The sequence below is a fragment of the Clostridium oryzae genome (assembly GCF_002029235.1).
GTDB lineage: Bacteria > Bacillota > Clostridia > Clostridiales > Clostridiaceae > Clostridium_AE > Clostridium_AE oryzae.
The window spans coordinates 1-22586 of the sequence record NZ_MZGV01000045.1; the positions used below are offsets into that span (position 1 = coordinate 1).

Here is a 22586-nt window from a genome sequence, read left to right on the forward strand (position 1 = left end):
ATATAACCTTTATAGATTATTATCTTTTTATTAGCATTTAATATATGATAATTTATTTAAAATATTATTCTGCATATACAATTATAGGGAAACAGCTTCAACTATTAACTTATACATGCCCAATAATCGCTTGATGCTGCAATTTTCGAACATGTATAAGTTAAGTTTTCGCAGTGTTTCCCTATATGTTACACAGGGAGTGAAAGTAATGAAAAATAAGACAACGACAAGAAATATTCTAGAAACTTTATATTCTATTCATCCTGATGCTTGCTGCGCATTAAATTATTCTACTCCGTTTGAACTTTTGATTGCAACGGTGCTGTCAGCGCAGACAACGGATAAAAAAGTTAATGAAGTAACGTCAGAGATGTTTAAAAAATATAACACACCAGAAGATTTTGCTGCTTTGTCACAGGAAGAATTGGAAAATGAAATAAGGCGTATAGGTTTATATAAAAACAAGGCAAAGAATATTATAGGATTGAGTAAAGAACTTATCAGATCATTTAACAGCGAGGTACCTCATACTCATGAGCAATTAATGTCGCTTGCGGGAGTAGGAAGAAAAACTGCAAATGTTGTTTTAAGTAATGCGTACGGTGTGCCTGCTTTGGCTGTTGATACACATGTATTCAGGGTATCTAATAGAATAGGATTAGCTCATAGTAATAATGTAGAGGAAACCGAGAAACAGCTTACTAGCAGAATTCCGAAGGAACAGTGGATAATAGCTCATCATACGCTGATATTTCATGGCCGCCGCATCTGTAAGGCACAAAATCCTAATTGCAGTGAGTGTGGAATTAGGGAAATGTGTGACTACTATAAAAAATCGACTAGCCACAGTTAGAAAGAGCAAAGAGAAGGGAGAAAAGATAAAAGTGAAGGTGGGAATTCAGCTGTTCTGAATTCCTATGAATTATTTTTGCTTCTTTTTAGAAATTTATGTTTTTGTCAATAGCGGATAGCTTTAAACTGTGTATGAATAACTTTAACTTTACCTACTTATAATAAGTATATCATGCAATGATATTCGCATTTAGGTTATAAATGTCAAGAAGGTGGGAAAGTTGAAGGGTAAAAGAGTTACTATCATAGTGATTTTAGCAGCAGTGTTTTTGGCTGTAATAGGATATAAAATATATCAGGTTAACTATAATGATCGCATAAGATCCGGCGTAACTATAAATAATCATGATTTGTCTAAACTTACTTACGATAAAGCTAAGAAGATTTCGTGTAAACTTCAAAAGAACATACTTTCTCATAAAATTGTTATAGAAAACGGAGACCAGAAATATTCTATTGGCTTTGCTGACGCAGGTATTGGTACTAACATGGAAGAAATTTTGCAATCTGCATATAATTATGGTAAAAGAAGTACTATCGTAAAAAGTGTAATGAGTATGTTTACAGAACAAGAAAAACATTTCAGTTCAAAGCTTCTGTTAGATGAAGATAAAATTAACGCTTATATTAAAAAATTAGAAAAAAGTGTAAATAAACCAACTGTTGATGCTAAAATCATTGGTGTCACAGCTAATAAATTACGAATAACAGAGAGCAAAGATGGAATTGAACTAGACACAGTTAAACTTAAGAAGGAATTATATGATAAAGTTATTAATTATAAATCTGGAGATATTACGCTTATGGCATCCACTGTTCAGAGAAAGGCTAGGGTTTCTAGTAAAATTTTAAAAACCATAGATTCTAGATTAAGTAGTTATAGTACTTATTATTCTGAGTATGTTGCTGGAAGAGCAAGCAACATAAAGAAAGCTGCGAAAGCAGTAAATGGTACATTACTTATGCCTAAAGAAGAGTTTAGCTTTAACAGGACTACAGGAGAAAGAACTATAAAAAGAGGTTACAGGGAGGCACCGATAATAGTTAATAATAAACTTCAGCCAGGACCAGCAGGTGGAGTTTGTCAGGTATCAAGCACGCTATATAACGCCGTAATAAGAGCTAATATAAGATCAATTGAAAGAAGAAATCATTCACTGGCACCAGCATATATGCCTCCTGGTTTTGACGCTACGGTATCAAGTAATATTGACTATAGATTTGTAAACACGTTAAAATACCCTATCTATATTAGGGGATTTGCACATAATGGAAAAGTAACATTCTCTGTATACGGAAATAATTATTATACAAAAAAGAAGTATGTACTTGTTAATGATATTATTGAAGTAATTGAACCTAAAACTATATATAATAATGTAGAAACTTTGCCGCAAGGAGAAGAAGAGGTCATTCAGCAGAAACATAAAGGATACATAGTTAAGGTTTTTCTCATAACAATGGAAAACGGAAAGGAAAAGGGCAGAACCTTAATATCAAGGGATAAGTATGTAAAAACTGATGAAATAATAAATGTCGGATACTAGCATAAAAACACTGTGAAAGCTTCTCAGCTTTTGCAGTGTTTTTAAAATTCATCATTAGTGTAAGAAATACTGTTCATCTATATCTTGGTATATATGTAAACTTAGTTTTATAAGTAGGCTAAGTATTTATTACTTTTATTATTTAATTTCGTATATATTTATAGTATAATGTTTATGCGGGTTTAGAGAGGAGATTTTCAATGGGGAAAAAAGCAAAACAGAAGATAATTTTTGTTGTAGTTGTCGTGGTATTATTAGCTATTATTGGAATTATATCAGGTTATACAGCGTATGCATTTAATTATGCAAAAAAATGGAACAATAAGATATATCCAGGCGTTAAAATTGAGAATATAGATTTGGGGGGTAAAACATTAGAAGAAGCTAAAAAAGCTGTCGAAGAAAAGTACAGTAAAGGCGTGTTAGAAAAGAAAATTACTGTTAATGCGGACGGTAAACAATATACGCTTAATTATGGAAAGCTTAACGCACGTTACAATATAGATGAGACTGTAAATAAAGCATATGCATTTGGCAAAAACTATTCAATGATGAAAAGATACTTCACAATAAAAAAATCATCAGAAAAGAAGTACTTTCTTAAATTTAATTATGATAAGGAATATATAGACGAGTTTATAAAAATGGTGCAGCAAAATGTGGACAAGCATCCTACAGATGCAAAACTTGAAATGGTGTCACCAGGAAAATTTAAAATTGCTGCTGATGTAAAAGGTTATAAATTAGATACGGTTAAACTGAAGAAAGATATAATAAAAAGTATAAACGGTAAGCTAGGTGAAAATCTCACTGTAGCTACAAAAGTTGACAAGGTTGAGTCTGAGAAGACTAGAGAGTTACTGGAGTCTGTAAATTCTAAGATTGCTTCTTATTCAACTAGTTATTACACTTCCACTCCTGGAAGAGTTAATAATATTGAACGAGCTACTGCCAGTATAAATGGTACATTACTAATGCCAGGAGAAACATTTAGCTTTAATGATACAGTAGGAGAGAGAACTGCTGCAAGAGGTTATCAGGAAGCAGGAGTAATTATAAATAATAAATTAGAGTCAGGCCTTGGCGGTGGAATATGTCAGGTATCTACTACACTATATAATGCTATGCTTAAGACACCAATAGTGTCAAAAGAAAGAATGCATCACTCATTACCATCACATTATGTTGGCTTAGGTTTTGATGCTACAGTTGACTGGGGAAGGCTTGATTATAAATTTACAAATACATTGGAGTATCCAATATATATTCAGGGGTATAATAAAAATAGAGTAGTTTATTTCAACATATATTCTAATTCAAGTATAAAGCAGAAAACTTATAAATTAGTAAATGATGTATATGCAACAATACCTGCATCAACTCAGACGGTAAAGGATCCAACTTTGAAAAAGGGTGAGAAGCAAACTGTCAGAGCTTCATCTGATGGACATAGAGTTAGAATCTATAGGATAACATACGAGAATGGTAAGCAGATAGATAAAAAATTGTTATACACTGATTTTTACAGACCTATTGATGGAATAGTAAAAGTTGGAACAAAAGAAGATCCTAAAAAAGAAAATAAAGAAAAAAAAGATAAAGATAAAGATAAAAAAACAGATACGAAGAAAGATACACAGGAAGATACAAAGAAAAATGCAAAGAAGACCGATAATTAAGATACAGCTTTTCTGATTTAAACAATGGTTTAATACTAATTAGAATTTGTAAAGCTGAAGAAGGTTTGCAGCTGAAATGTATGAAACTATATCTAGTTTTTTGACCTAAAACAGTTTGCTTAGCAAACTGTTTTTCTATAAATGGAAAAGGGTGATATTTATGGAAATACAGAATTTAATAGAAAAAATATTATATAATGTTGAAAAAGTAATAATAGGAAAAAGGGAAGTTACTAAAAACATATTGAAGGGTATGATGGCAGGAGGGCATATACTTATCGAAGATGTACCTGGAGTTGGAAAAACAACGCTTGTTAAAGCACTTGCTAAAACGTTAGATCTCACTTATTCAAGGATACAGTTTACGCCGGATTTACTTCCATCTGATATAACAGGAATCTCGATTTATAATCAGAAGGAAATGAAATTTGAGTTTAAAAAGGGACCTGTTTTTTCTAATATTGTTCTTGCGGATGAGATAAACAGGACATCACCTAAGACTCAGTCAGCCCTCTTGGAGGTAATGGAGGAAGCGCAGATATCTGAAGGGGTTAATACTTATATATTAGATAAACCTTTTTTTGTGTTAGCTACTGAAAATCCTATAGAATATGAAGGAACGTATGTATTGCCTGAAGCTCAGCTTGACAGGTTTATCATGAAAATATCAATTGGATATCCTGATAGATATTCTGAAGAAAAAATACTGGAAATATACAGTAAGGAGCAGCCTATGGAAGAACTGTCTGCCGTTGCCTCAGGAGAAGATATAAAAGTGATGCAGCAGGCTGTGAGGGATACCATGGTTCATAAGGAAATAAATAGTTACATTGTAAATATAGCAGAGGCAACGAGAAAATCTGAATTTTTGAATATAGGAATAAGTACCAGAGCAGCTCTATCGCTGCTGAAAATAGCTCAAGCAGAGGCTGTTATTAACGGAAGAAATTATGTAATACCAGAGGATGTAAAAAGCAATGCTGTCAGAGTGCTTAGTCATAGATTAACGCTTTCATCCGAAGCGAGGGCCAATGATTATTTAAATGAAAGCATAATAGAGGAGATACTAAAACATGTGGAAGTACCTAGGATTTAAGCCTGCATTTACTATTAAAATCAGATTCTTATTACTATTTGTTATATTTTTATTGCTTGTGATTTTTGACGGCGGGAGAATATACTACAGAATTTTTTATGTTGTGATTACAGCAATGATAGTGGCTAGTTTTATTGTGATAATAAATTGTTATGGTGTGGCTGCGAAAGTAAAATTGAATAAGAGCAAATATACAACTGGAAATAAAGTTGACTACAGCATTATTCTTTATAATAATTCAGTAATACCGGCTGCTTTTGTGAATATTAGAAGTAATGTTTTTAAATATACAGCTAAGAATTGTAAAGATGATATTATAAGTTTAGGACCTGCAGCTAGAAAAGCGTTGGATTACGAGATAAAAATAGACAGAAGAGGAGTCTATAACCTAGGGAATATAGAAATAAAAATGCAGGATATAGCGCAAATAGCATCTAGCATAAAAAAAATAAAACAAAATACACTTATAAGTGTTTATCCTAAGGTTTTTAAAATAAAATTGAGCAAATTAACAATTCTAAGTAATGTAGATAATTTGAAAGTCAATAGTTCCGGCATAGAGGATCCATACATGGTTAGGGAAAATAGAAAATATGCTGCTGGGGACAGCTTGAAAAGAATCAACTGGAAAATAAGTGCAAGAAATAATGAACTGTATGTAAAAAATGAAGATCATGTTTCAGGTCATGATTTCAACGTATTTATTGATATGAATAAAAATAACTATATCAATGGTTATGAAGATGAGGAAAACTTAGTAAATATGTGCGTTTCTATCGTCAGTGAGTTTAACAAAAAAAGCGTAGCAACAAAGATATTTATAAATAATAAGGAAAACAAGGTAATGCTGGTTAAGGATAAGAAAGATTTCTCACGACTAATGGATTACTTTTTATATAATAAAAGCGAAAGTAAAATAGATTTTGAAACTTATATAAAAGCTAATTTTAATGAAGAAGCACATGTTTATAATGCTGCTTTTATTACTGATGTGCTGACAAAAAATTTATTAGATTATGCAAAAGAGCTTGTCAATATTAGGAAAAAGAATATAATTATTTTTTATAATAGTATTTATGCTATTGAATTAGAAAAAGCATTAGAGCAGAGATTGAAGAAATGTGGTATAGAGCTTATTAAAATACAGCAGGTAATAAATTGACGCAAGGTGTGATGAAATGGAATGGTTTTATCAAAATAGAATAAGACTTATTGTAAGCTATATAAATATTCTACTGATATTTTATATTTTTTCTGTATGCTTGAATATTACTAGTGTTAACTATCTTTATGTTACTGCAGCATATTTAATACCCGTTATTATATATTGGTTGATGAGCTATATTATAAGAAAATGGTATTATAGAATAGGCTTGATATCCATTGCAATATTATCAGCTTCAGCTTACATTTATCAAAGTTTTAATAATCCCAATAGTTACTTGTTCGAATATGTAACTAAAAGGATATATATATTAAATTCAGATATAGTTGACGGTATAGCAACGAATTTTAGTTCTTATTTACCTGTAATAGTCCTGCTTCCATTTATAATAATAACAGCAACTTTCTTGTTATTTGAAAAGGGATTTAGGAATAGTATAATGCTTGTTGTTTTAGCTCAGTTGCTTTTATTCTGGTATATGCAGTACTATGAAGAGGTTGGAAAGTGTATGCTCGTTTACACACTAATCTCAGCTGTCACTTATATATTAAACAGCTATGATAGATCAATAAAGCCGTCTGCAAAAAAAAGTGCAAACATTAGAATTAAGAAAAGCACGATAATCACCAATACAATCATTTTTTGCTTTATTGTAGTTATACCAGGAGAATTTCTCCCACAGCAGCATCTGACACAGCTATCTTATAAGCTATATAATGCTTATCGGAACAACGGAAATGCCCTGTCTAAAAATACTGTTGACAGTGGTTATGATCTTGACTATTCAGGTTACAATGAAAGTGACAAAGCTCTTGGAGGCCCTATAAGTGTAAATAATGATGTAGCACTAAAAGTAAAATCGGATCAGTCATACTATTTGAAAGGTTCAGTAAAAGATAATTATACTGGACACAGTTGGACTGCATCTAAATATAATTACAAAAAAATAGAACCAGATGGTTTTATTAATGATGATGAAGATAATGGAAATATGATGACAGCTAATACTATCGCTAGGAAGAAGATTGAAGTATACCCTGTAGGTCTCAGAAGCAGTTCTTTTATGATACCGATGTATTCTGAAAGACTGGTAGGCGAGAATATAAAGCCCTTTTATGATAAAAATACTGGAACATTTCTGAATAATAAGGATGTAACAAAAAAATATGAGGTATCTTTTTATGATCTTGATGTTAAGAGTTATGTTACAAAGCAATATGGCTTATACTATTTTGGGCAGGATGAATATGAAAAGGATCTTCAGCTGCCAAGCTCTGTTACCCAAAGAACAGTAGACCTCGTGTACAAGTTGACTAAAAACTGTACTAACACTGGAGAAAAAATAGAAAGAATTCGAGAATATCTGCAGAATAATTATAAATATACTCTCGACGCGTCTTATCTTCCGGAAAATAGAGATTTTGTTGATTATTTTTTATTTGAAGATAAAAAAGGATACTGCGTTCACTTCGCTACAGCTATGACAGTAATGTACAGAATTGCTGGAATACCTGCTAGGTTTGTAGAGGGATATAAGATGGATGACAGTATGGAAAAACAGGGTATATATACTGTAACAAATGCTCAGGCTCACGCTTGGTCTGAATATCTGGTGAAGAAAGGTGTATGGGCAATAAGTGATGCTTCACCAACGCCGCTTGAACAGCAGAAGAAGATAAAGAAGGCTAGAGCTGTAAATGAAAAGAAACAGCAAATTAAAGCTAAGAATAAGAAAGTAAAGATAAGTAATACGCAAAAGCAGAATAGCATAAAGGACAAAGTTCGTAAAAAAACTAAAACTCATGTTAAAAGAATTAATGTGAAACCTGAGATATATACATTTTTAGGACTGTTAGCTGCTGCTGTTATAATTGCATTTCTTATTAAGAAATATAGAGCAAACAAAGAAAAAATGCTGTATGGTGACAGCTGCTTACCGTTGTATAGATATATGATAAAGATTCTATCAAAATATGGTATTCGTAAGAAGGCTGACATGACAGATATGGAGTTTGCAGACATACTTGATGATGAACTCAAAAAGATTGTGAAACCACTAATTAACATGGTTTACGCAGAGCATTACGGCAATAGCAAAAATCTGGATTTAAACAAGGAACAAATCTATTTAAGTTTCCAGAGCTGGAGGCATAAGAATAAAAATAGAAAAAAATATAGATTTAGACTTGTAAAGTAGGGGTAATGTGTATTATAATATATTCGTTGTCTATATGCGGATATGGCGGAACTGGCAGACGCGCTAGATTCAGGTTCTAGTGAGGGAAACTTCATGCAGGTTCAAGTCCTGTTATCCGCACCAAAACATTTGCCCAATATATATTCATGACCCATAAAGCCAGTGTTTATGCGGGCTACGGGAGTTTTGAATGAGAAATTCAAGACTCCCGTTTTTCATAGATGCACACCCTCTTTTTAAGGGTTCTTTTTCATATATTGGAAAATAAAATAACGTGCCCTGACGGGTAACTTTTGAGCGGCTGTGTTCTTCGTAACTGAAAAACACAGCCGCTTTTTTTGTTGCCATTTTTCAAAAAGTACTGCCCTGCAGAGCGCGACGAAAGGACTGAGAACAATGCCAGCGAGGTTCAGAGAGGTACACCTCTCGCCTTAACTGAAATAGAAATGCAATTAATTCCCGGCTTTTCTCCCCAAAGCCTATGCTACGGCTGTTTTCCTGCTGACTTCCGACACTTTCCTCTGGAAGCAATCAAAAAACTATATAGATCAGAGCAGTATCCACTTTAAAGATATTCATATCCACGGTGTGGATCTGGATGGTTACGCTATATTCCATACGGCAAGGGGTCTGTACCACGGTACAGACCAGATCGCCATTTCGGAACTGAACGATCCGAAACTGATCAATGATAAGCCGCTTCGTTTGATCATTAACGCCTTTCTCATAAGGCGGCATGGCATAACGGCAATTCCTGCATAGAGTAGAAGAAAAAATTACGAAGCAAGGGAGGTGATGTTTATCAATAGCTTTATCAGTTGGATCGGCGGCTGTACTTTCTACAGCTGCCATCCATGCGATGTACGGAAAACTTTTTCGATAGTGATCAACGGAAACTTGTGGTCGGACTGGCACATGCTCCGGTCAGATCATGAAGAATATCAACAGAAAAAGAACAAGATCGCAAGGCATAAAACCCTGCGGTCTTTTCTTTTTTAACAACAAAATGGAGGTGAATAGTTTTATGAAAAAAAGCAAAAAAATCGTGATTGCTATTTTAACCGTTACGTTTATGGTATCTATGTTCTGTGTGACAGCTTATGCCGCTGGCAGCGGCGATGTAGCCGGAGCCGTTCAAGGAACATGGAAAACAGCTTTCCAGCAAATTAAAACCGTTGTCAACAATGTCGTATTCCCCGTAATCGACTTGATCCTTGCTGTGTTTTTATTTGCTAAGCTTGGAACAGCTTATTTCGATTATCGCAAGCACGGACAATTTGAGTGGGCCGCGCCAGCGATTCTCTTCGCCTGTCTGGTGTTCACCTTGACCGCTCCGTTATATATCTGGAGCATCGTAGGAATGTAATTGTATTTATTGACCCATAGGAAAGACAGAAATAAAGTGCTCTTAGCTCTTACTGCTTCTTAAAACAACGAGATTTAATAATAGCGGCAGTCCCAGTACCGCAGCCTATTAAAAGCACCTCAATAGCTCCCATCCAATGCAGACTTGTATTACCGGTAGTCGCCGTAAGCGCATAAATAAGGTGGTGTCCCCCCAACAGAAAGCAAAGCGAAATTGAAATAATTGTGAGTATTTTTGCATATTCGATGTTGCGCTTAATAAGAGTGGTGACAATTCCAATATCGATGCCAACATTCCATAAAGCAATTTCAGTTTGCCATCCTTGATTAAGTCCCCAAACAGAATATTTTTGTGCAACATCAGGAGAAAATATTTGCCATATGAACGCACCTGTTGTCATCAGTAAAAAGAGTAGTAAATATATAAACAGATATTTTTCTTTTCTCATTATTAAACCTCCAATAATATATTTCTATTTCACCCGTTTCGATTTTGCCATTTTAAGGCCCAAAAACAATAAGGCAACAAACAGATAATTTTCTAAAGCACCGATTAAGTTCATATACATCCCAGCATTATTTAAAAATCCAATTAAGTGATTTGTGCCAAAGCCTATGCCTAATACTGCTGCACCTGACGCCACAATCTTGATTGTATTTAGCGAACCTTTTAAAAGTGTGCCTAAGAGAATTGTAATCATTCCTAGATTCCAGATCCCTATTTCTCGCTGCCAACCTGCATTCATCCCATAATCTGTAGTTCCTCCAAGAAAAGTTGGAAAGAAAATCTGTAGAATGGCGGCTCCTGTCATTGCGATAATTACCATAATAAAAAGAACGAAAAGAATCTTATTCATGTTGCTTTTTCTCCATTTGTTTATTGTTGCTTTAGAAATGATTCCTTGACTTTTTCCCACAATGAATCGTCTAGCTTCACCCCGTATTTGTTCAAAAAATCTTTTACAAAATCAATTCTATCGCAAAGCATTTTGTTACTTAACATAATGATTGACGGATCAATCCAAATATCAAGCATTAGACAAAGGGTACCTGCAACCTCATCAGGATAGCTGCAGTCAAACTCGCCATTTCTCGTGCCTTGCTGAATTATTTTTGATACACTATTCGTTATGTGCGTAAGTGTATTTTTTGTTGTAATGAACAATGCCCCTGGGTTATTTTCTACCCACTTCCCTTGTATAAGTAAATGCTGAATATGACTGTTACAAAATTCATTTGCTAACTTGTTCAGCTTTTCTCTTGCACACAAATCAGTTTGATTTACTAAATCAATAAATTTACCATTGATTTCATTAATTTGATTCTGAATTAAGCAGTCCATGATCTGTTGTTTGCTAGTAAAATGATGATATACAGCCCCTTTGGATAACTGCGCTTTTTCAGTTATTTCCTGCAATGTTGTAGCATCAAATCCATTTTCTGCAAATAATTCAGCAGCACAAAGCAAAATTTTCGATACAGTAGCACTTGATTTTTTGATTTGGTTCAATTGATATCCCTCCAATATAAAAACCGAACGTCGGTATGTTTATTGTGCCATCTATTTGCGCACTTGTCAACAAGTAAATATAATTATTTTTGTATGGAGGTGAAGCACTATTGTTCATATGGGACTTTGTCGCCGATACTGTTCTCGGTCAGATCGTGGGCTTTCTCGGCGATTTTTTTATGCAGATGGGCAACATGGGTGCAGAACTGTTCGATATGCAATGGGTGCAATCGTGCTGTTGTTCTCCTACCTTGCATGGGCTTTATATGCGTTGGCCTTGTGGTGGTCTGCTTCGAATGCGCCATTGAGTACCAGAAAGAAATGAAGCCGGAACTGAAGCAATCTTCCGGTATGAGCATGAAGCTCTGAAGGAGGCCTGAGAATGTATATTTATCCCGATAACTTAAAATCGAAGGCAACCCTATGGCTGTGGCAGCTCCGTGATACCTGCACGCTAATCGCGCAATAAACATTGCGGAATTCGCGGCACGGTTCCCGTGTCTTGAAGTGTGCGGAAAGGAAAGCTATGAGCAGAAAGAAAAAAGAGGCCAAACAAAAAGCCTCCACAAGACAGCTTATGAACACCAAGACCATAACGGATTACAGTTTACAGACTTACGACCACGGCGAGTTGGTATATTTTATGATAAAACCTAGCAACATCTCCGTTTTGTCGGAGGAAAGCATCGGCGCACGAATTTATGCCCTGATGACGGTTTTGAAAGGAATCGCCGAGATCGAAATGCTGTGCCTCAACAGCCGTGAAATTTTTGAGGACAACAAACAGTTTCTCCGCAGCCGTATGGAGCAGGAGTCGGAAAAAGCATATGTTCAGGAATTTCTCGAAATGATAGCCCCAAGCATCATCAAATTCAACACCGACCAATTCATCTTTTCCTTCACGCGCAATATAGTAAATCTCTTTGTACGGTATTTTTTCAAGCCTGCTCTTTGTTTGGATTGTATAAACTTTGTCATCTTCAAGTTCAATCAATTTAGCAGCATCTCTAATCGCTGCGGGTAATCGCTTTTCAATATCCTCTTTTGGCACATATCTGAAAATGGAAAGTTCAAAAGCGTCTATGGCATATTCTACATGTGAGGTTATAAATATGATTTTTATATTAGGTAGGTAAGGTTTTATTTTTTCGGCTATCTCCATTCCTGTAACTTCTGGCATTTCAATATCCAATAGCAGCACATCATAGAAAAAACCATCTTCTATGATGTCATACAATAAGTTATCACTATGAGTATAGGTTGAAATTTCAAATTTACTTCCGAATGATTTCAGGACATTTTGGATTATTTCTTCATGTAATATAACAATTTCCTTTTCATCATCGCATATTGCTACTCGAACCATCATTATCACCTCTTTTTTGTATCGCCTACCTATGGAATTTTTATTTCTTAGCCGCTATAAACAAATTCGATTGCTGGTCAAGTAATTTATAGTCTACCATATTTTCGACTGACGATCAAAGCTATGATTATATGATATAATAATACTGGTAGGTGAATGAAATGAACAAACGAGAAATTATTATTAAAACGATGTATAAATTGTTGCTGGAAGACAAAGGAGCATCTTGTTCTGTAAGTGATATTGCTAAAGAAGCTGGAATTGGGAAAGGAAGTATTTATTACTACTTCAAATCCAAGGATGAAATCTTTGACGCTGTTGTAGAGCACATATATAAAGAAAAAATTGATAAATGCAAAGAAGCCATAGATAATAAGCAGATAAATGCTTTGGAAAAACTAAAGCTGCTTTTTGATGTCTATGGACAATATATCATTGAGCCATCAATTGATTCTTATCTCCATAAACAGCAAAATGCTGCTATTCATCAAAAATCTCTTGCACAAATTCTTAACTTGCTTTCTCCGATAGTTGCAGATATTTTCAGTGAAGGGGTTAACGAAAATCTTTTTAGCTGTGAAAACCCTCAGGAAACTGCAGAGCTGTTCCTTTCGGCTTTCTGCTTTTTATTAGACCCAGGAATTTTTGTATGGTCAGACTATCAAGTATTTAAAAAGATAGAGGCAATGTCTGATCTCTTTGAAAAGGGCTTGAGTGCTCCAAAAGGCAGTTTTATATTTCTATGTGAGAAATTTAAAGAGCAACCATAGTCACTAATTCATTTGCTTGCACTAGGGTCAGAATATGTTAACGACTGATACTGAAACTATATGAACACCTTACCAATTGAAAGTTAATAGCTATTAGGCATCTAAACTGTGCAAATGACACAATAAAAATGTGGCAAAAGGATTTGAACTTCCTTAGGTTCAAATCCTTTTGCTTTTTTAGATCCATTACATTTTCAATAATATATCGCAAGAAAAGTACACTTGACCAGTGGTCGAAAAAATACTATAATTAAGTTGCTCGACCGATAGTCGAAAAGTAAGAAAGGGTGAGGATAAATGATAATCGCTATACTTTTGATAATTATGTTTATAGTTATCATTGTAAGTTTGCTAATATGCCTGTTTTTTATTATGCAGTTGGTGATTCGCAGCATAAAAAAGGTTCCGCTGAATAGAGAGAAGGCACGTCTTAAGAAAAGCGCGTTCTTTTTTACAATATTGGTTGTATTAATGGTTGGATTTATAACATTCAGCCAATTTACGGCACATACACCGCGAATATTGAATCAAAATGGCAAAGCTACGAAAGGCAGTATTGCTGAGCTTAAAAAAGTTGAGTTAAACGGAAGGAGGGAATGGATCAGCATTCGAGGTAAAAACCGCAAAAATCCTGTCCTTCTTTTTTTAACTGGCGGACCTGGGGGAACGCAACTGACGGCAACACGCTATGAACTTTCTGGACTTGAAGAACACTTTGTTGTTGTAAACTGGGATCAGCCGGGAAGTGGTAAGTCATATGACGCTGTTTCAAGAAAGAAAATTACCGTTGACACATATATCGAGGACGGGCTTGCACTCACGGATTTTTTACGCAAAAGTTTTAAAACTGAGAAAATCTATCTCATGGGGGAATCGTGGGGAAGTGCGCTGGGAATCTTTCTAGCCGATGCAGCCCCTGCAAAGTATCATGCGTTTATTGGGACCGGCCAGATGGTGGACTTTAAGGAAACCGAAATAATGGATTACAAAAAAGCAATTAAACTAGCCAGAGAGAATAGGGATGAAAAAATCGTGAAGAAGCTGATTGGCAATGGTATGCCACCTTATTATGGCAAAGATGTTACATGGAAATCGGCTGTGTACCTTAATTATCTATCCGATTATATGGCAAAAAACCACGAGATTACAAATGGCGGCTATCACACTATCAGAGATATGTTCTCAGACGAATATGGCATAGTGGATTCAATTAATTATCTTAGAGGTATTATCAATACTTTTAACCAGGTATATCCGCAACTTTATAACACTGATTTGCGTAAAGGCTTTACAAAGCTGGACATTCCTGTTTATTTCTTTCTTGGAAGGCATGATGTCAATGCTCCTTTATCACTGACACAGGAATACTACAATTCATTAAAGGTACCTAAAAAAGAAATCGTATGGTTTGAGCATTCCGGACATAGTCCATGGATGAACGAAAGCAAGCTTTTTGTAAGTCAAACTGTCCGGGTGTTTTTGAAAAAATAATTATACTTACACTGCAGTTAGCTTACTTTCGGCAGCGTTATAGATATTCACATTTAAAATTTGTAAACTCCGAAAAATCAGAGCAATTCTTGCCATAGGAATATAAACCTATAATGACTCCAGTAAATCCTCCAGCAACCTCAGAAGAGAGATACCTAGTTTGGGCTGTACCAAGTTCAATTTCTTTTCCATCAGCATTAACACGGAAGCTGTAGTAATCATTATTTGCATGAATAACAAGTGAAACAGTATTGTCACTTTTTAAATTCACAGTTTTTTCTATTGATTTAATATCACCGATATTTAGCCTTTCAATAACCTGATATCCATTCTCACATTTTTGTATTGCTAAATCGTAATGATGATTTTCATCCATATATAGAGTGATGCCTGACTCCCCATCAGAAATGCATATATCGCAGGAGATAACCGCATTGAAGTCTTTTTGGCGAATTCCTATGAAGGACGGCGAAGCTGGCTTATCAAGAGTAATTTCAGTACCTTTGAGACTTAATTTATCTTCGTATAGGCGATAGTTTTCAGTATGAGGGATACGCATATAGCACCAGTCCTTGTCCCAGTCTGTATTTTCAAAGGTATACCATTTCTTTTCGTTTTGAACAATGCTGTTTTGAATACAATCAGTATCAAAACAGCCTATTGTTGTACCGTTATGTCCCGCTGTAAACCAGCCGTCCTCACCGAAGGTAACCGGAGTAAGGAAAACTTCACGTCCAAGGTGGTGAAAGGTAGTCCATCTACCTATTTGACGGAAACCTAGATGAAGTATCCACCAATTACCAGAGTTATCCTGAATAAGATCACCGTGGCCTACTCCCTGAATTTCATAACCTCCTAAATTTCGATTTGTCAAAACAGGGTTATGAGGATATGCTTCAAATGTACCATAGGGTGAAGCTCCACGAGCATAGGTTACCATATGACCATATTCAGTTCCACCTTCTGCAGCCATAAGATAATACATGCCGTTTATTTTATACATATGTGGACTTTCGAGATAACGTCCGCCGGAGCCCTGCCAAATTGTTTTACTTGGAGTAAGCTTTCTTCCAGTTTCAATGTCTATTTCACACTGAACGATACCAGGAATGCCAGTATCATCTGCTCCGTTGCTAATAAAATAAGTTTTATCGTCCTCAAAATATAAGGATGGATCAATTCCGCCTTGATCTACAAATATAGGGTCTGACCATTCGCCATAAATATCATATGTCCATATATAGAAGTTCTGACGAAGTGTATCATTGGTAGTTACCATGTAGAAACGTCCGTTGTTATACCTTATAGTAGGAGCAAAAACTCCCCCCGAACTGTTTATATTTTCAAGTTGAATCTGACTTTTTCTTGTTAAGCAATGCCCGATTTGTGTCCAATTAATAAGATCCTTGCTTTCGAAAAGTGGAACACCCGGAAAATATTGAAATGAACTGCATACAAGATAATATGTATCAGCTACCTTACATACGCTAGGGTCAGGATAGAATCCTTTAATTACAGGATTGTTATATTTCATTATATATACCTCCATTTATTAAATAAGTAATTATCACAGAATATATCACAATAAGTAGGTGTGGATATGTAAAGAATTTAATGTTATTATAGTACATAAATGCAGAGAATACCTTGATTTTTAAGCCTTAAAATAGCATTATATGGACATGTAACATATTACTTGAGGCATCAGGGTTTGGGAGTTAAAGCGAGCATTATTTTCATAGATATGAGGGGATACGATGGAGTACATACATTTGCATAATTTTACTAAAGATGCTGATTTTCCTTTCTTTATACAATTCGGAAAGCATGATATGTATATGCCTGTACATTATCATACAGATTTTTCGGAATTAGTGATAGTATTAAACGGAACAGCTAATCATATTGTGAACACAGAAAAATATTTTATAAAAAAAGGAGATGTATTTGTAATTAATAAAAATACTTCTCATGGTTATGAAGCTGCCTATAATTTTAGAATTTGCAATATAATGTATAAGCCAGAACATTTACATCAGGTTGGTAATGACTTGAAGAAATCTTCTGGTTATCAGGCACTTTTTGTCGTTGAACCATCTTTAGCAAAGCAATATAATTTTAAAAGTAAACTTCAATTGACTCTTGCAGATTATGAAAAAGCAAAAGAGATTGTTTCGAATATGATTAATGAATATAAAAATAAAAATCAAGGATATCAAACAATGATATACTCGCATTTTATTGAACTAATTGTTTTTTTATCTAGACAGTATGATTTAGCCAGCATGGGATTCAAAGACAATGTTATAAATATAGCTAAAGCGGTATCTTATATGGAAAATCATTTTCAAGAGCATGTTAGCCTGAATGAGCTGGCGGATAAAGCAGAGCTTTCAGTTAGACATTTTAATAGGATTTTCAAAGAAAATTATAAAGTGACCCCAATGAATTATTTACTTAGGCTTCGTATTGAATATGCATGTTTACTATTAAAAAAATATAAGCTTGGAATTTCTGATATTGCTTATGAATGTGGTTTTAATGATAGTAATTATTTCACAAGGCAATTTAAAAAAATTATAGGTACTTCGCCCAAGGATTATCGTTCCAATAGTAAGAATTTCCAACAAGAGGAGTAATAAAGGAGGCAGGGAAATGACATTATTGCAATTAAAATATGTAGTAACAGTAGCAGAAAAAGGAACTATTAGTGATGCTGCAAAGGAATTGTTTATTTCTCAACCAAGTCTTACGAATGCCATTAAGGAACTTGAAAATGAAATGCAGATTACAATCTTTAATCGTACCAATAAAGGAATTGTGGTATCTAATATAGGTGATGAGTTTCTTGCCTATGCAAGGCAAGTGCTTGAGCAGGCAAATCTTTTAGAAGAAAAGTTTTTGAATGCAAAGAAACAAAGTCCAATATTTTCTGTTTCTACACAGCACTATTCTTTTGCAGTAAATGCTTTTGTTGATGTCATTCGTGAGTTTGAAGGAGATAGATACGATTTTACTCTTAGGGAAACACAAACCTATGAGATTATTGAGGATGTAACCAGATTGAAAAGTGAAGTTGGGATTCTTTATACTTCTTCAAAAAATGAAGAAGTAATCAGGAAACTCATTAAGCAAAACGGATTGGTTTTTGCGAAACTCTTTGTAGCAAAACCTCATGTATTTATTAGTTCTAAGCATCCGTTAGCTAATCGTGAAGCAATAAGTCTGGAGGAATTAGAGGAGTATCCTTATCTTTCATTCGAGCAGGGAGATTACAACTCATTTTATTTTTCAGAAGAAATACTGAGTACGCTGGATCGTAATAAAAATATCAAAGTAAGGGATAGGGCAACTCTTTTTAATCTAGCTATTGGTTTAAATGGTTACACAGTCAGTACTGGAGTGATTAGTAAGGAATTAAACGGAGAAAACATTATTGCTAGGCCTTTGCTAGTGGACGAATATATGTGTGTAGGTACAATTACACAGAAGAATATGACACTGAGCAGGTATGGTAAAGCATATATGGATGCATTAAAAGGCCATGTTGCAGAATATATGAGGTAGGTATCTTCTTTTACTTAAAAGCCTGATATAGGAATAAATTAGATAATATAGGTTTGATATAGTTAAAAACTATATCAAACCTATATTTTTTTGTATTATTCAATATAGTTAAATTAATTTATACTGTTTTTAAGTAAAGTTTTTATATGGCAGAAATAATAGAGTTTCTATACCTTACACATGCTGAATTATCGAACGCGTAAGCGTCATTCAGCGTGTATAAGGTAGTAGTTGAAGTAGAAACCATAGATAAAAGAAATTTAGATGATGAAAATTGAAAGAAATTATTAATGCTTTAAAACAGGCATTAGAAGAGAAATAAGAATATTAAAAAGGATAGGGGAAATAGAGATGAGTAATAATGCACCATTTAAATATGATATTGTAGGAAGTTTTTTAAGACCTGATTATTTGAAACAAGCAAGAAGCCAATACGCATCTGGAAAAATAAGCAGAGAGGATTTAAAAGCAGTAGAAGATAAAGCTATAGTAGATTTGATTAAAAAGCAAAAGGAAGCTGGTCTTTCAGTTATCACAGATGGGGAATTCAGAAGAAGTTCATGGCATCTGGATTTTATGTGGGCATTTCGCGGAGTAGGTCATGAGAAGACTAAAAGTGGAATCCCATTTCATGGCGAACCAGCATTAATTGATGATACATTTTTAACTGGTAAAATATCAGTAGATAATCATCCATTTGTAGAGCATTTTAAATTTGTAAAGCAATTTGAAGATGAAAGCACTGTTGCGCGTCAGACAATACCTGCACCAGCTCAGTTTCTATTTCAAATGCTTACACCAGATAATATAGATAAAACAAAAGAAATATATTCAGACGAAGAAGAGTTAATTCAGGATATTGCTGCTGGATACAAAAAGGTCATTTTAGATTTATATCAGGCTGGCTGCAGAAATGTACAATTTGATGATTGTACCTGGGGCGTATGTGTTGATCCGAATGCCTGTTTTATCCTGGGGACGGATGAAACTGGTTTGCAGACGATTGTTGAAAAATTAATCAGAATCAACAATCTTGCTATAGAAGGAAAACCTGAAGGACTTGTTATTAATACGCATATTTGCAGAGGTAACTTTCATTCCACTTGGGCTTGCCAAGGTAGTTATGATAATGTAGCAAAAGAACTTTTTGCAAAGGAAAATGTCAATGCCTTTTATTTGGAATTTGATGACGAGCGTTCTGGAGGCTTTGAACCTCTTCAATATGTAAGTGAAGACAAGAAGGTTGTATTAGGACTTATTACAACAAAATCACCGAAACTAGAGGACAAGGAGCAGATAATCAAACGTATATATGAAGCTGAAAAATATATTCCTTTAGAACGTTTGTGTCTTAGTCCACAGTGCGGGTTTGCTTCTACGGAAGAGGGGAATAAGCTAACCGAAGAAGAACAGTGGGCAAAACTAAGATTAGTTCAAGAAATTTCAAACAAAGTATGGAAATAGTAGTTAAAAGGATGAGTGAATACGAGGCTATTTAAACTTAATTTGAGATATGAGTCTCTATACTTTCAAGTAATTGTGAAGTGTAAATAATATATAAAGCTTAAAAAGGTTGCTTTTGCACATATAAGTTGTGTGTTTAAGTAGCCTTTTATTATTTCAAAAACAATTTTAACTACTTTTGGAAATGTATTTATTTACAAAGATTGCTATAATAGTTATTGTAGTTTCATTAATAGAAAATATGTTTTTAAACCATAATTTTTAATTTATAAGGTAAACATTTTAATAGGAAGGTATAGTTTATGAATTATAAATTAGTATTGGATAAAATTAAGGAAGAATATAGCAATATTTTAAAGGACAATTTAGTAGGTATTTATGTGCATGGTTCCATAGCGTTTAATTGTTTTAATTGGAATAAAAGCGATATAGATTTTATTGTTGTAGTTAAAGAGAAAATATCAAAAGGTACGAAATTGCAGCTGATGAAGGTAACAACAGAACTTAATGCTGTTGCTCCGCCTAAAGGGCTAGAGATGAGTGTTGTTTTGGAAAAGTATTGTAATAACTTTCAATATCCTACCCCATTTGAATTACATTTCTCTAATATGCATATGGAGTGGTATAAAAATAATGCTGATGATTACTGCGAGAAAATGAATGGCGTCGATGCAGACTTAGCAGCGCATTTTACTGTCATAAAAAGAGCGGGAATCGTATTATGCGGACAGGCAATTGATGAAGTATTTGCAATTGTTCCAAAAGAATATTATATTGACAGCATCAAATCGGATATTGAAGATGCAAAGTCAGCTATTATTGATAATCCCATTTATATGATTTTGAATCTGTGCAGGGTTTGTGCATATACCAAACAAGAGTTGATTTTATCAAAAGAACAGGGTGCAAGGTGGGGACTTGAGCACCTAATAAAGAAATACCATAGCATCATTAACAGAGCAATGCACTGTTATCAGTCAAATGAACAAATGACTATTGAGAAGGAAGAAGCTGAAGGATATTGCGATTATATGCTGAGGCTAATTTTTGATAGTATCTAAGATAAAATAAAGCGAGCAGATAACCATAAGAATATAAACATCCATAAATTCTTTTTGATTTATTTGCTGAATAAAAAAATTACATTCTTAATAGATAGATATAATTTAGTTTATATTAAGAGAAACTATTTTTAAAAAATTAGAAAATACTTATTTGATTTATTCAGCATGCATAGTTGGTTCACATATATATGATGAATATATTCTAGAGGTGCTAGAATTACGAGGGAGAAGAAAATGAAGCTATTAGACAGAGAATTTTATAATAGAGATACAGTAATAGTTGCAAAAGAGCTTTTAGGAAAGGTGCTGGTGCACGAAGTAAACAGTCAAAGAATTTCAGCCAAAATTGTTGAAGCGGAAGCATATATGGGAGTCAATGATAAAGCTGCTCATTCCTATGGTGGAAGAAGAACAGCAAGAGTTGAAGCCATGTATGGAAAACCGGGAACTTCCTATGTATTTATCATTTACGGTATGTATAATTGTTTTAATGTAGTTACTAGAGAAGAAGGAAATCCTCAGGCTGTATTGATAAGGGCTGCAGAGCCAGTAGAAGGACTTGATATAATGGCTGAAAACAGATTTAAAGAGACCTATAATCAATTGACTAAAAGCCAGATAAAGGGATTAACTAATGGCCCAGGAAAATTATGCGGCGCATTACTCATTGATAGAAGTTTAAACGGGGAAGATTTGTGTGGTAATAAGCTGTATTTAGAAGAAGGTGAAAATGAAAAATTTAATATAATATCTTCAAAACGTGTAGGGATTGATTATGCTGAGGAAGCCAAAGATTATCCTTGGAGATTTTATATAGAGAATAATAAATATGTGTCAGTGAAATAGCAGAAAGATGAGCTGGTTATAAATTGTAATAGAATTGTTTTAACAATAATACATATATACAATTATTAATTCAGTACAAAATTGGAGGAATAATACTGATGGAAATTCAAATAAGAAAGTTAGATAACAATGAAGAAATTCCATATGACTTACTTCTTTTAGCTGATCCATCTATTGAAATAATTAATAGCTATATACATAGGGGAATTTGCTATGCCGCATATGCTGATAATGAGATAGTTGGAATCTATGTGATGATTAGAACGAGGCCGTTAACTTTAGAACTTGTAAATATTGCGGTTAAAGAGGAATACCAACGAAACGGTATTGGTAAGAGACTGATATTAAGTGCTATAGAGATGGCAAAGAAGGATGATTCAAAGGTTTTAGAAATTGGTACAGGAAATTCTAGTATATATCAACTAATGCTTTATCAAAAATGCGGATTTCGTATAGTTGGTGTAGATAAAGATTTCTTTAAGAGACATTACAAAGATAAGATTATAGAAAATGGAATTGAATGTATTGATATGATTAGGTTAAAAATGGATTTATAATAGCCTATTTATCGAATCAATAATAAAAAATGAAAAATGATTAAGAAAGC

The 22586-nt window shown here is 34.0% G+C and carries 19 protein-coding genes, 1 tRNA gene and 3 pseudogenes; 18 read left to right on the forward strand and 5 right to left on the reverse strand.

The window, feature by feature from the left end:
* Positions 1-208 precede the first annotated feature (208 nt).
* From nth to CLORY_RS16535, 8 genes are all read left to right on the forward strand, one after another.
* Positions 209-853, forward strand: a complete 645-nt coding sequence (gene nth, locus CLORY_RS16500; RefSeq protein WP_079426515.1) for an endonuclease III — start codon at positions 209-211, stop codon at positions 851-853.
* 220 nt (positions 854-1073) lie between these two features.
* Positions 1074-2399: a VanW family protein gene (locus CLORY_RS16505; protein WP_079426517.1), complete on the forward strand. Its 1326-nt coding sequence runs from the start codon at positions 1074-1076 to the stop codon at positions 2397-2399.
* 200 nt (positions 2400-2599) lie between these two features.
* Positions 2600-4078, forward strand: coding sequence for a VanW family protein (locus tag CLORY_RS16510; RefSeq protein ID WP_079426519.1), 1479 nt, complete (start codon positions 2600-2602; stop codon positions 4076-4078).
* A 160-nt stretch (positions 4079-4238) separates the two neighbouring features.
* Positions 4239-5174 (forward strand): AAA family ATPase, encoded by a 936-nt coding sequence (locus CLORY_RS16515; RefSeq protein WP_207652229.1) that lies wholly within the window; start codon positions 4239-4241, stop codon positions 5172-5174.
* Positions 5152-6336: a DUF58 domain-containing protein gene (locus CLORY_RS16520; RefSeq protein WP_079426521.1), complete on the forward strand. Its 1185-nt coding sequence runs from the start codon at positions 5152-5154 to the stop codon at positions 6334-6336. Before CLORY_RS16515 ends, CLORY_RS16520 begins: the two co-directional genes overlap by 23 nt.
* 16 nt (positions 6337-6352) lie before the next feature.
* Positions 6353-8536 (forward strand): transglutaminase-like domain-containing protein, encoded by a 2184-nt coding sequence (locus CLORY_RS16525; protein ID WP_079426522.1) that lies wholly within the window; start codon positions 6353-6355, stop codon positions 8534-8536.
* A gap of 36 nt (positions 8537-8572) precedes the next feature.
* Positions 8573-8659 (forward strand) — tRNA-Leu (locus tag CLORY_RS16530).
* Between the two features lie 901 nt (positions 8660-9560).
* Positions 9561-9902, forward strand: a complete 342-nt coding sequence (locus tag CLORY_RS16535) for a DUF3852 domain-containing protein (RefSeq protein ID WP_079426524.1) — start codon at positions 9561-9563, stop codon at positions 9900-9902.
* Between the two features lie 49 nt (positions 9903-9951).
* On the opposite strand, the gene CLORY_RS16540 is transcribed toward CLORY_RS16535, so the two are convergent.
* Genes CLORY_RS16540 through CLORY_RS16550 form a run of 3 tightly spaced genes read right to left on the reverse strand, consistent with a single transcriptional unit; the run spans position 9952 to position 11411 of the window.
* A complete protein-coding gene (locus CLORY_RS16540) occupies positions 9952-10350 on the reverse strand; it encodes a hypothetical protein (RefSeq protein WP_079426525.1) in 399 nt (132 codons plus the stop codon).
* Between the two features lie 24 nt (positions 10351-10374).
* A complete protein-coding gene (locus tag CLORY_RS16545; RefSeq protein ID WP_079426527.1) occupies positions 10375-10758 on the reverse strand; it encodes a hypothetical protein in 384 nt (127 codons plus the stop codon).
* Positions 10759-10778: 20 nt separating this feature from the next.
* Positions 10779-11411, reverse strand: a complete 633-nt coding sequence (locus CLORY_RS16550) for a TetR/AcrR family transcriptional regulator (protein WP_169911658.1) — start codon at positions 11409-11411, stop codon at positions 10779-10781.
* A gap of 110 nt (positions 11412-11521) precedes the next feature.
* Here CLORY_RS16550 and CLORY_RS23825 point away from each other — a divergent pair.
* Both CLORY_RS23825 and CLORY_RS24095 read left to right on the forward strand, forming a co-directional pair.
* Positions 11522-11726 (forward strand): annotated as a pseudogene (locus tag CLORY_RS23825) (conjugal transfer protein TrbL family protein); the annotation flags it as partial.
* Between the two features lie 211 nt (positions 11727-11937).
* Positions 11938-12258 (forward strand): annotated as a pseudogene (locus tag CLORY_RS24095) (hypothetical protein); the annotation flags it as partial.
* Between the two features lie 174 nt (positions 12259-12432).
* On the opposite strand, the pseudogene CLORY_RS24100 reads toward CLORY_RS24095, so the two are convergent.
* Positions 12433-12780: pseudogene (locus CLORY_RS24100) on the reverse strand (LytR/AlgR family response regulator transcription factor); the annotation flags it as partial.
* Between the two features lie 158 nt (positions 12781-12938).
* On the opposite strand from CLORY_RS24100, the gene CLORY_RS16570 reads away from it, so the two are divergent.
* Both CLORY_RS16570 and CLORY_RS16575 read left to right on the forward strand, forming a co-directional pair.
* Positions 12939-13547 carry a TetR/AcrR family transcriptional regulator gene (locus CLORY_RS16570; RefSeq protein ID WP_079426531.1) on the forward strand — a complete coding sequence of 203 codons (609 nt, stop codon included), beginning with the start codon at positions 12939-12941 and terminating at the stop codon, positions 13545-13547.
* Positions 13548-13844: 297 nt separating this feature from the next.
* Positions 13845-15038 carry an alpha/beta fold hydrolase gene (locus CLORY_RS16575; protein ID WP_079426533.1) on the forward strand — a complete coding sequence of 398 codons (1194 nt, stop codon included), beginning with the start codon at positions 13845-13847 and terminating at the stop codon, positions 15036-15038.
* Between the two features lie 37 nt (positions 15039-15075).
* Here CLORY_RS16575 and CLORY_RS16580 read toward each other — a convergent pair whose 3' ends face one another.
* Positions 15076-16572, reverse strand: a complete 1497-nt coding sequence (locus CLORY_RS16580) for a glycoside hydrolase family 43 protein (protein WP_079426535.1) — start codon at positions 16570-16572, stop codon at positions 15076-15078.
* A 223-nt stretch (positions 16573-16795) separates the two neighbouring features.
* On the opposite strand from CLORY_RS16580, the gene CLORY_RS16585 reads away from it, so the two are divergent.
* The 6 genes from CLORY_RS16585 (at position 16796) to CLORY_RS16610 (ending at position 22536) form a co-directional block, all read left to right on the forward strand.
* Positions 16796-17677 carry a helix-turn-helix domain-containing protein gene (locus CLORY_RS16585; RefSeq protein ID WP_079426537.1) on the forward strand — a complete coding sequence of 294 codons (882 nt, stop codon included), beginning with the start codon at positions 16796-16798 and terminating at the stop codon, positions 17675-17677.
* A gap of 16 nt (positions 17678-17693) precedes the next feature.
* Positions 17694-18605, forward strand: a complete 912-nt coding sequence (locus CLORY_RS16590; RefSeq protein WP_079426539.1) for a LysR family transcriptional regulator — start codon at positions 17694-17696, stop codon at positions 18603-18605.
* 351 nt (positions 18606-18956) lie between these two features.
* A complete protein-coding gene (locus CLORY_RS16595; RefSeq protein ID WP_079426541.1) occupies positions 18957-20069 on the forward strand; it encodes a 5-methyltetrahydropteroyltriglutamate--homocysteine S-methyltransferase in 1113 nt (370 codons plus the stop codon).
* Between the two features lie 302 nt (positions 20070-20371).
* Positions 20372-21130, forward strand: coding sequence for an aminoglycoside adenylyltransferase domain-containing protein (locus CLORY_RS16600; RefSeq protein WP_079426543.1), 759 nt, complete (start codon positions 20372-20374; stop codon positions 21128-21130).
* A gap of 237 nt (positions 21131-21367) precedes the next feature.
* Positions 21368-21979 carry a DNA-3-methyladenine glycosylase gene (locus CLORY_RS16605; protein WP_079426545.1) on the forward strand — a complete coding sequence of 204 codons (612 nt, stop codon included), beginning with the start codon at positions 21368-21370 and terminating at the stop codon, positions 21977-21979.
* A gap of 98 nt (positions 21980-22077) precedes the next feature.
* Entirely contained in the window at positions 22078-22536 is a 459-nt protein-coding gene (locus CLORY_RS16610; RefSeq protein WP_242954441.1) for a GNAT family N-acetyltransferase, read from the forward strand.
* The last annotated feature ends 50 nt before the right edge of the window (positions 22537-22586 follow it).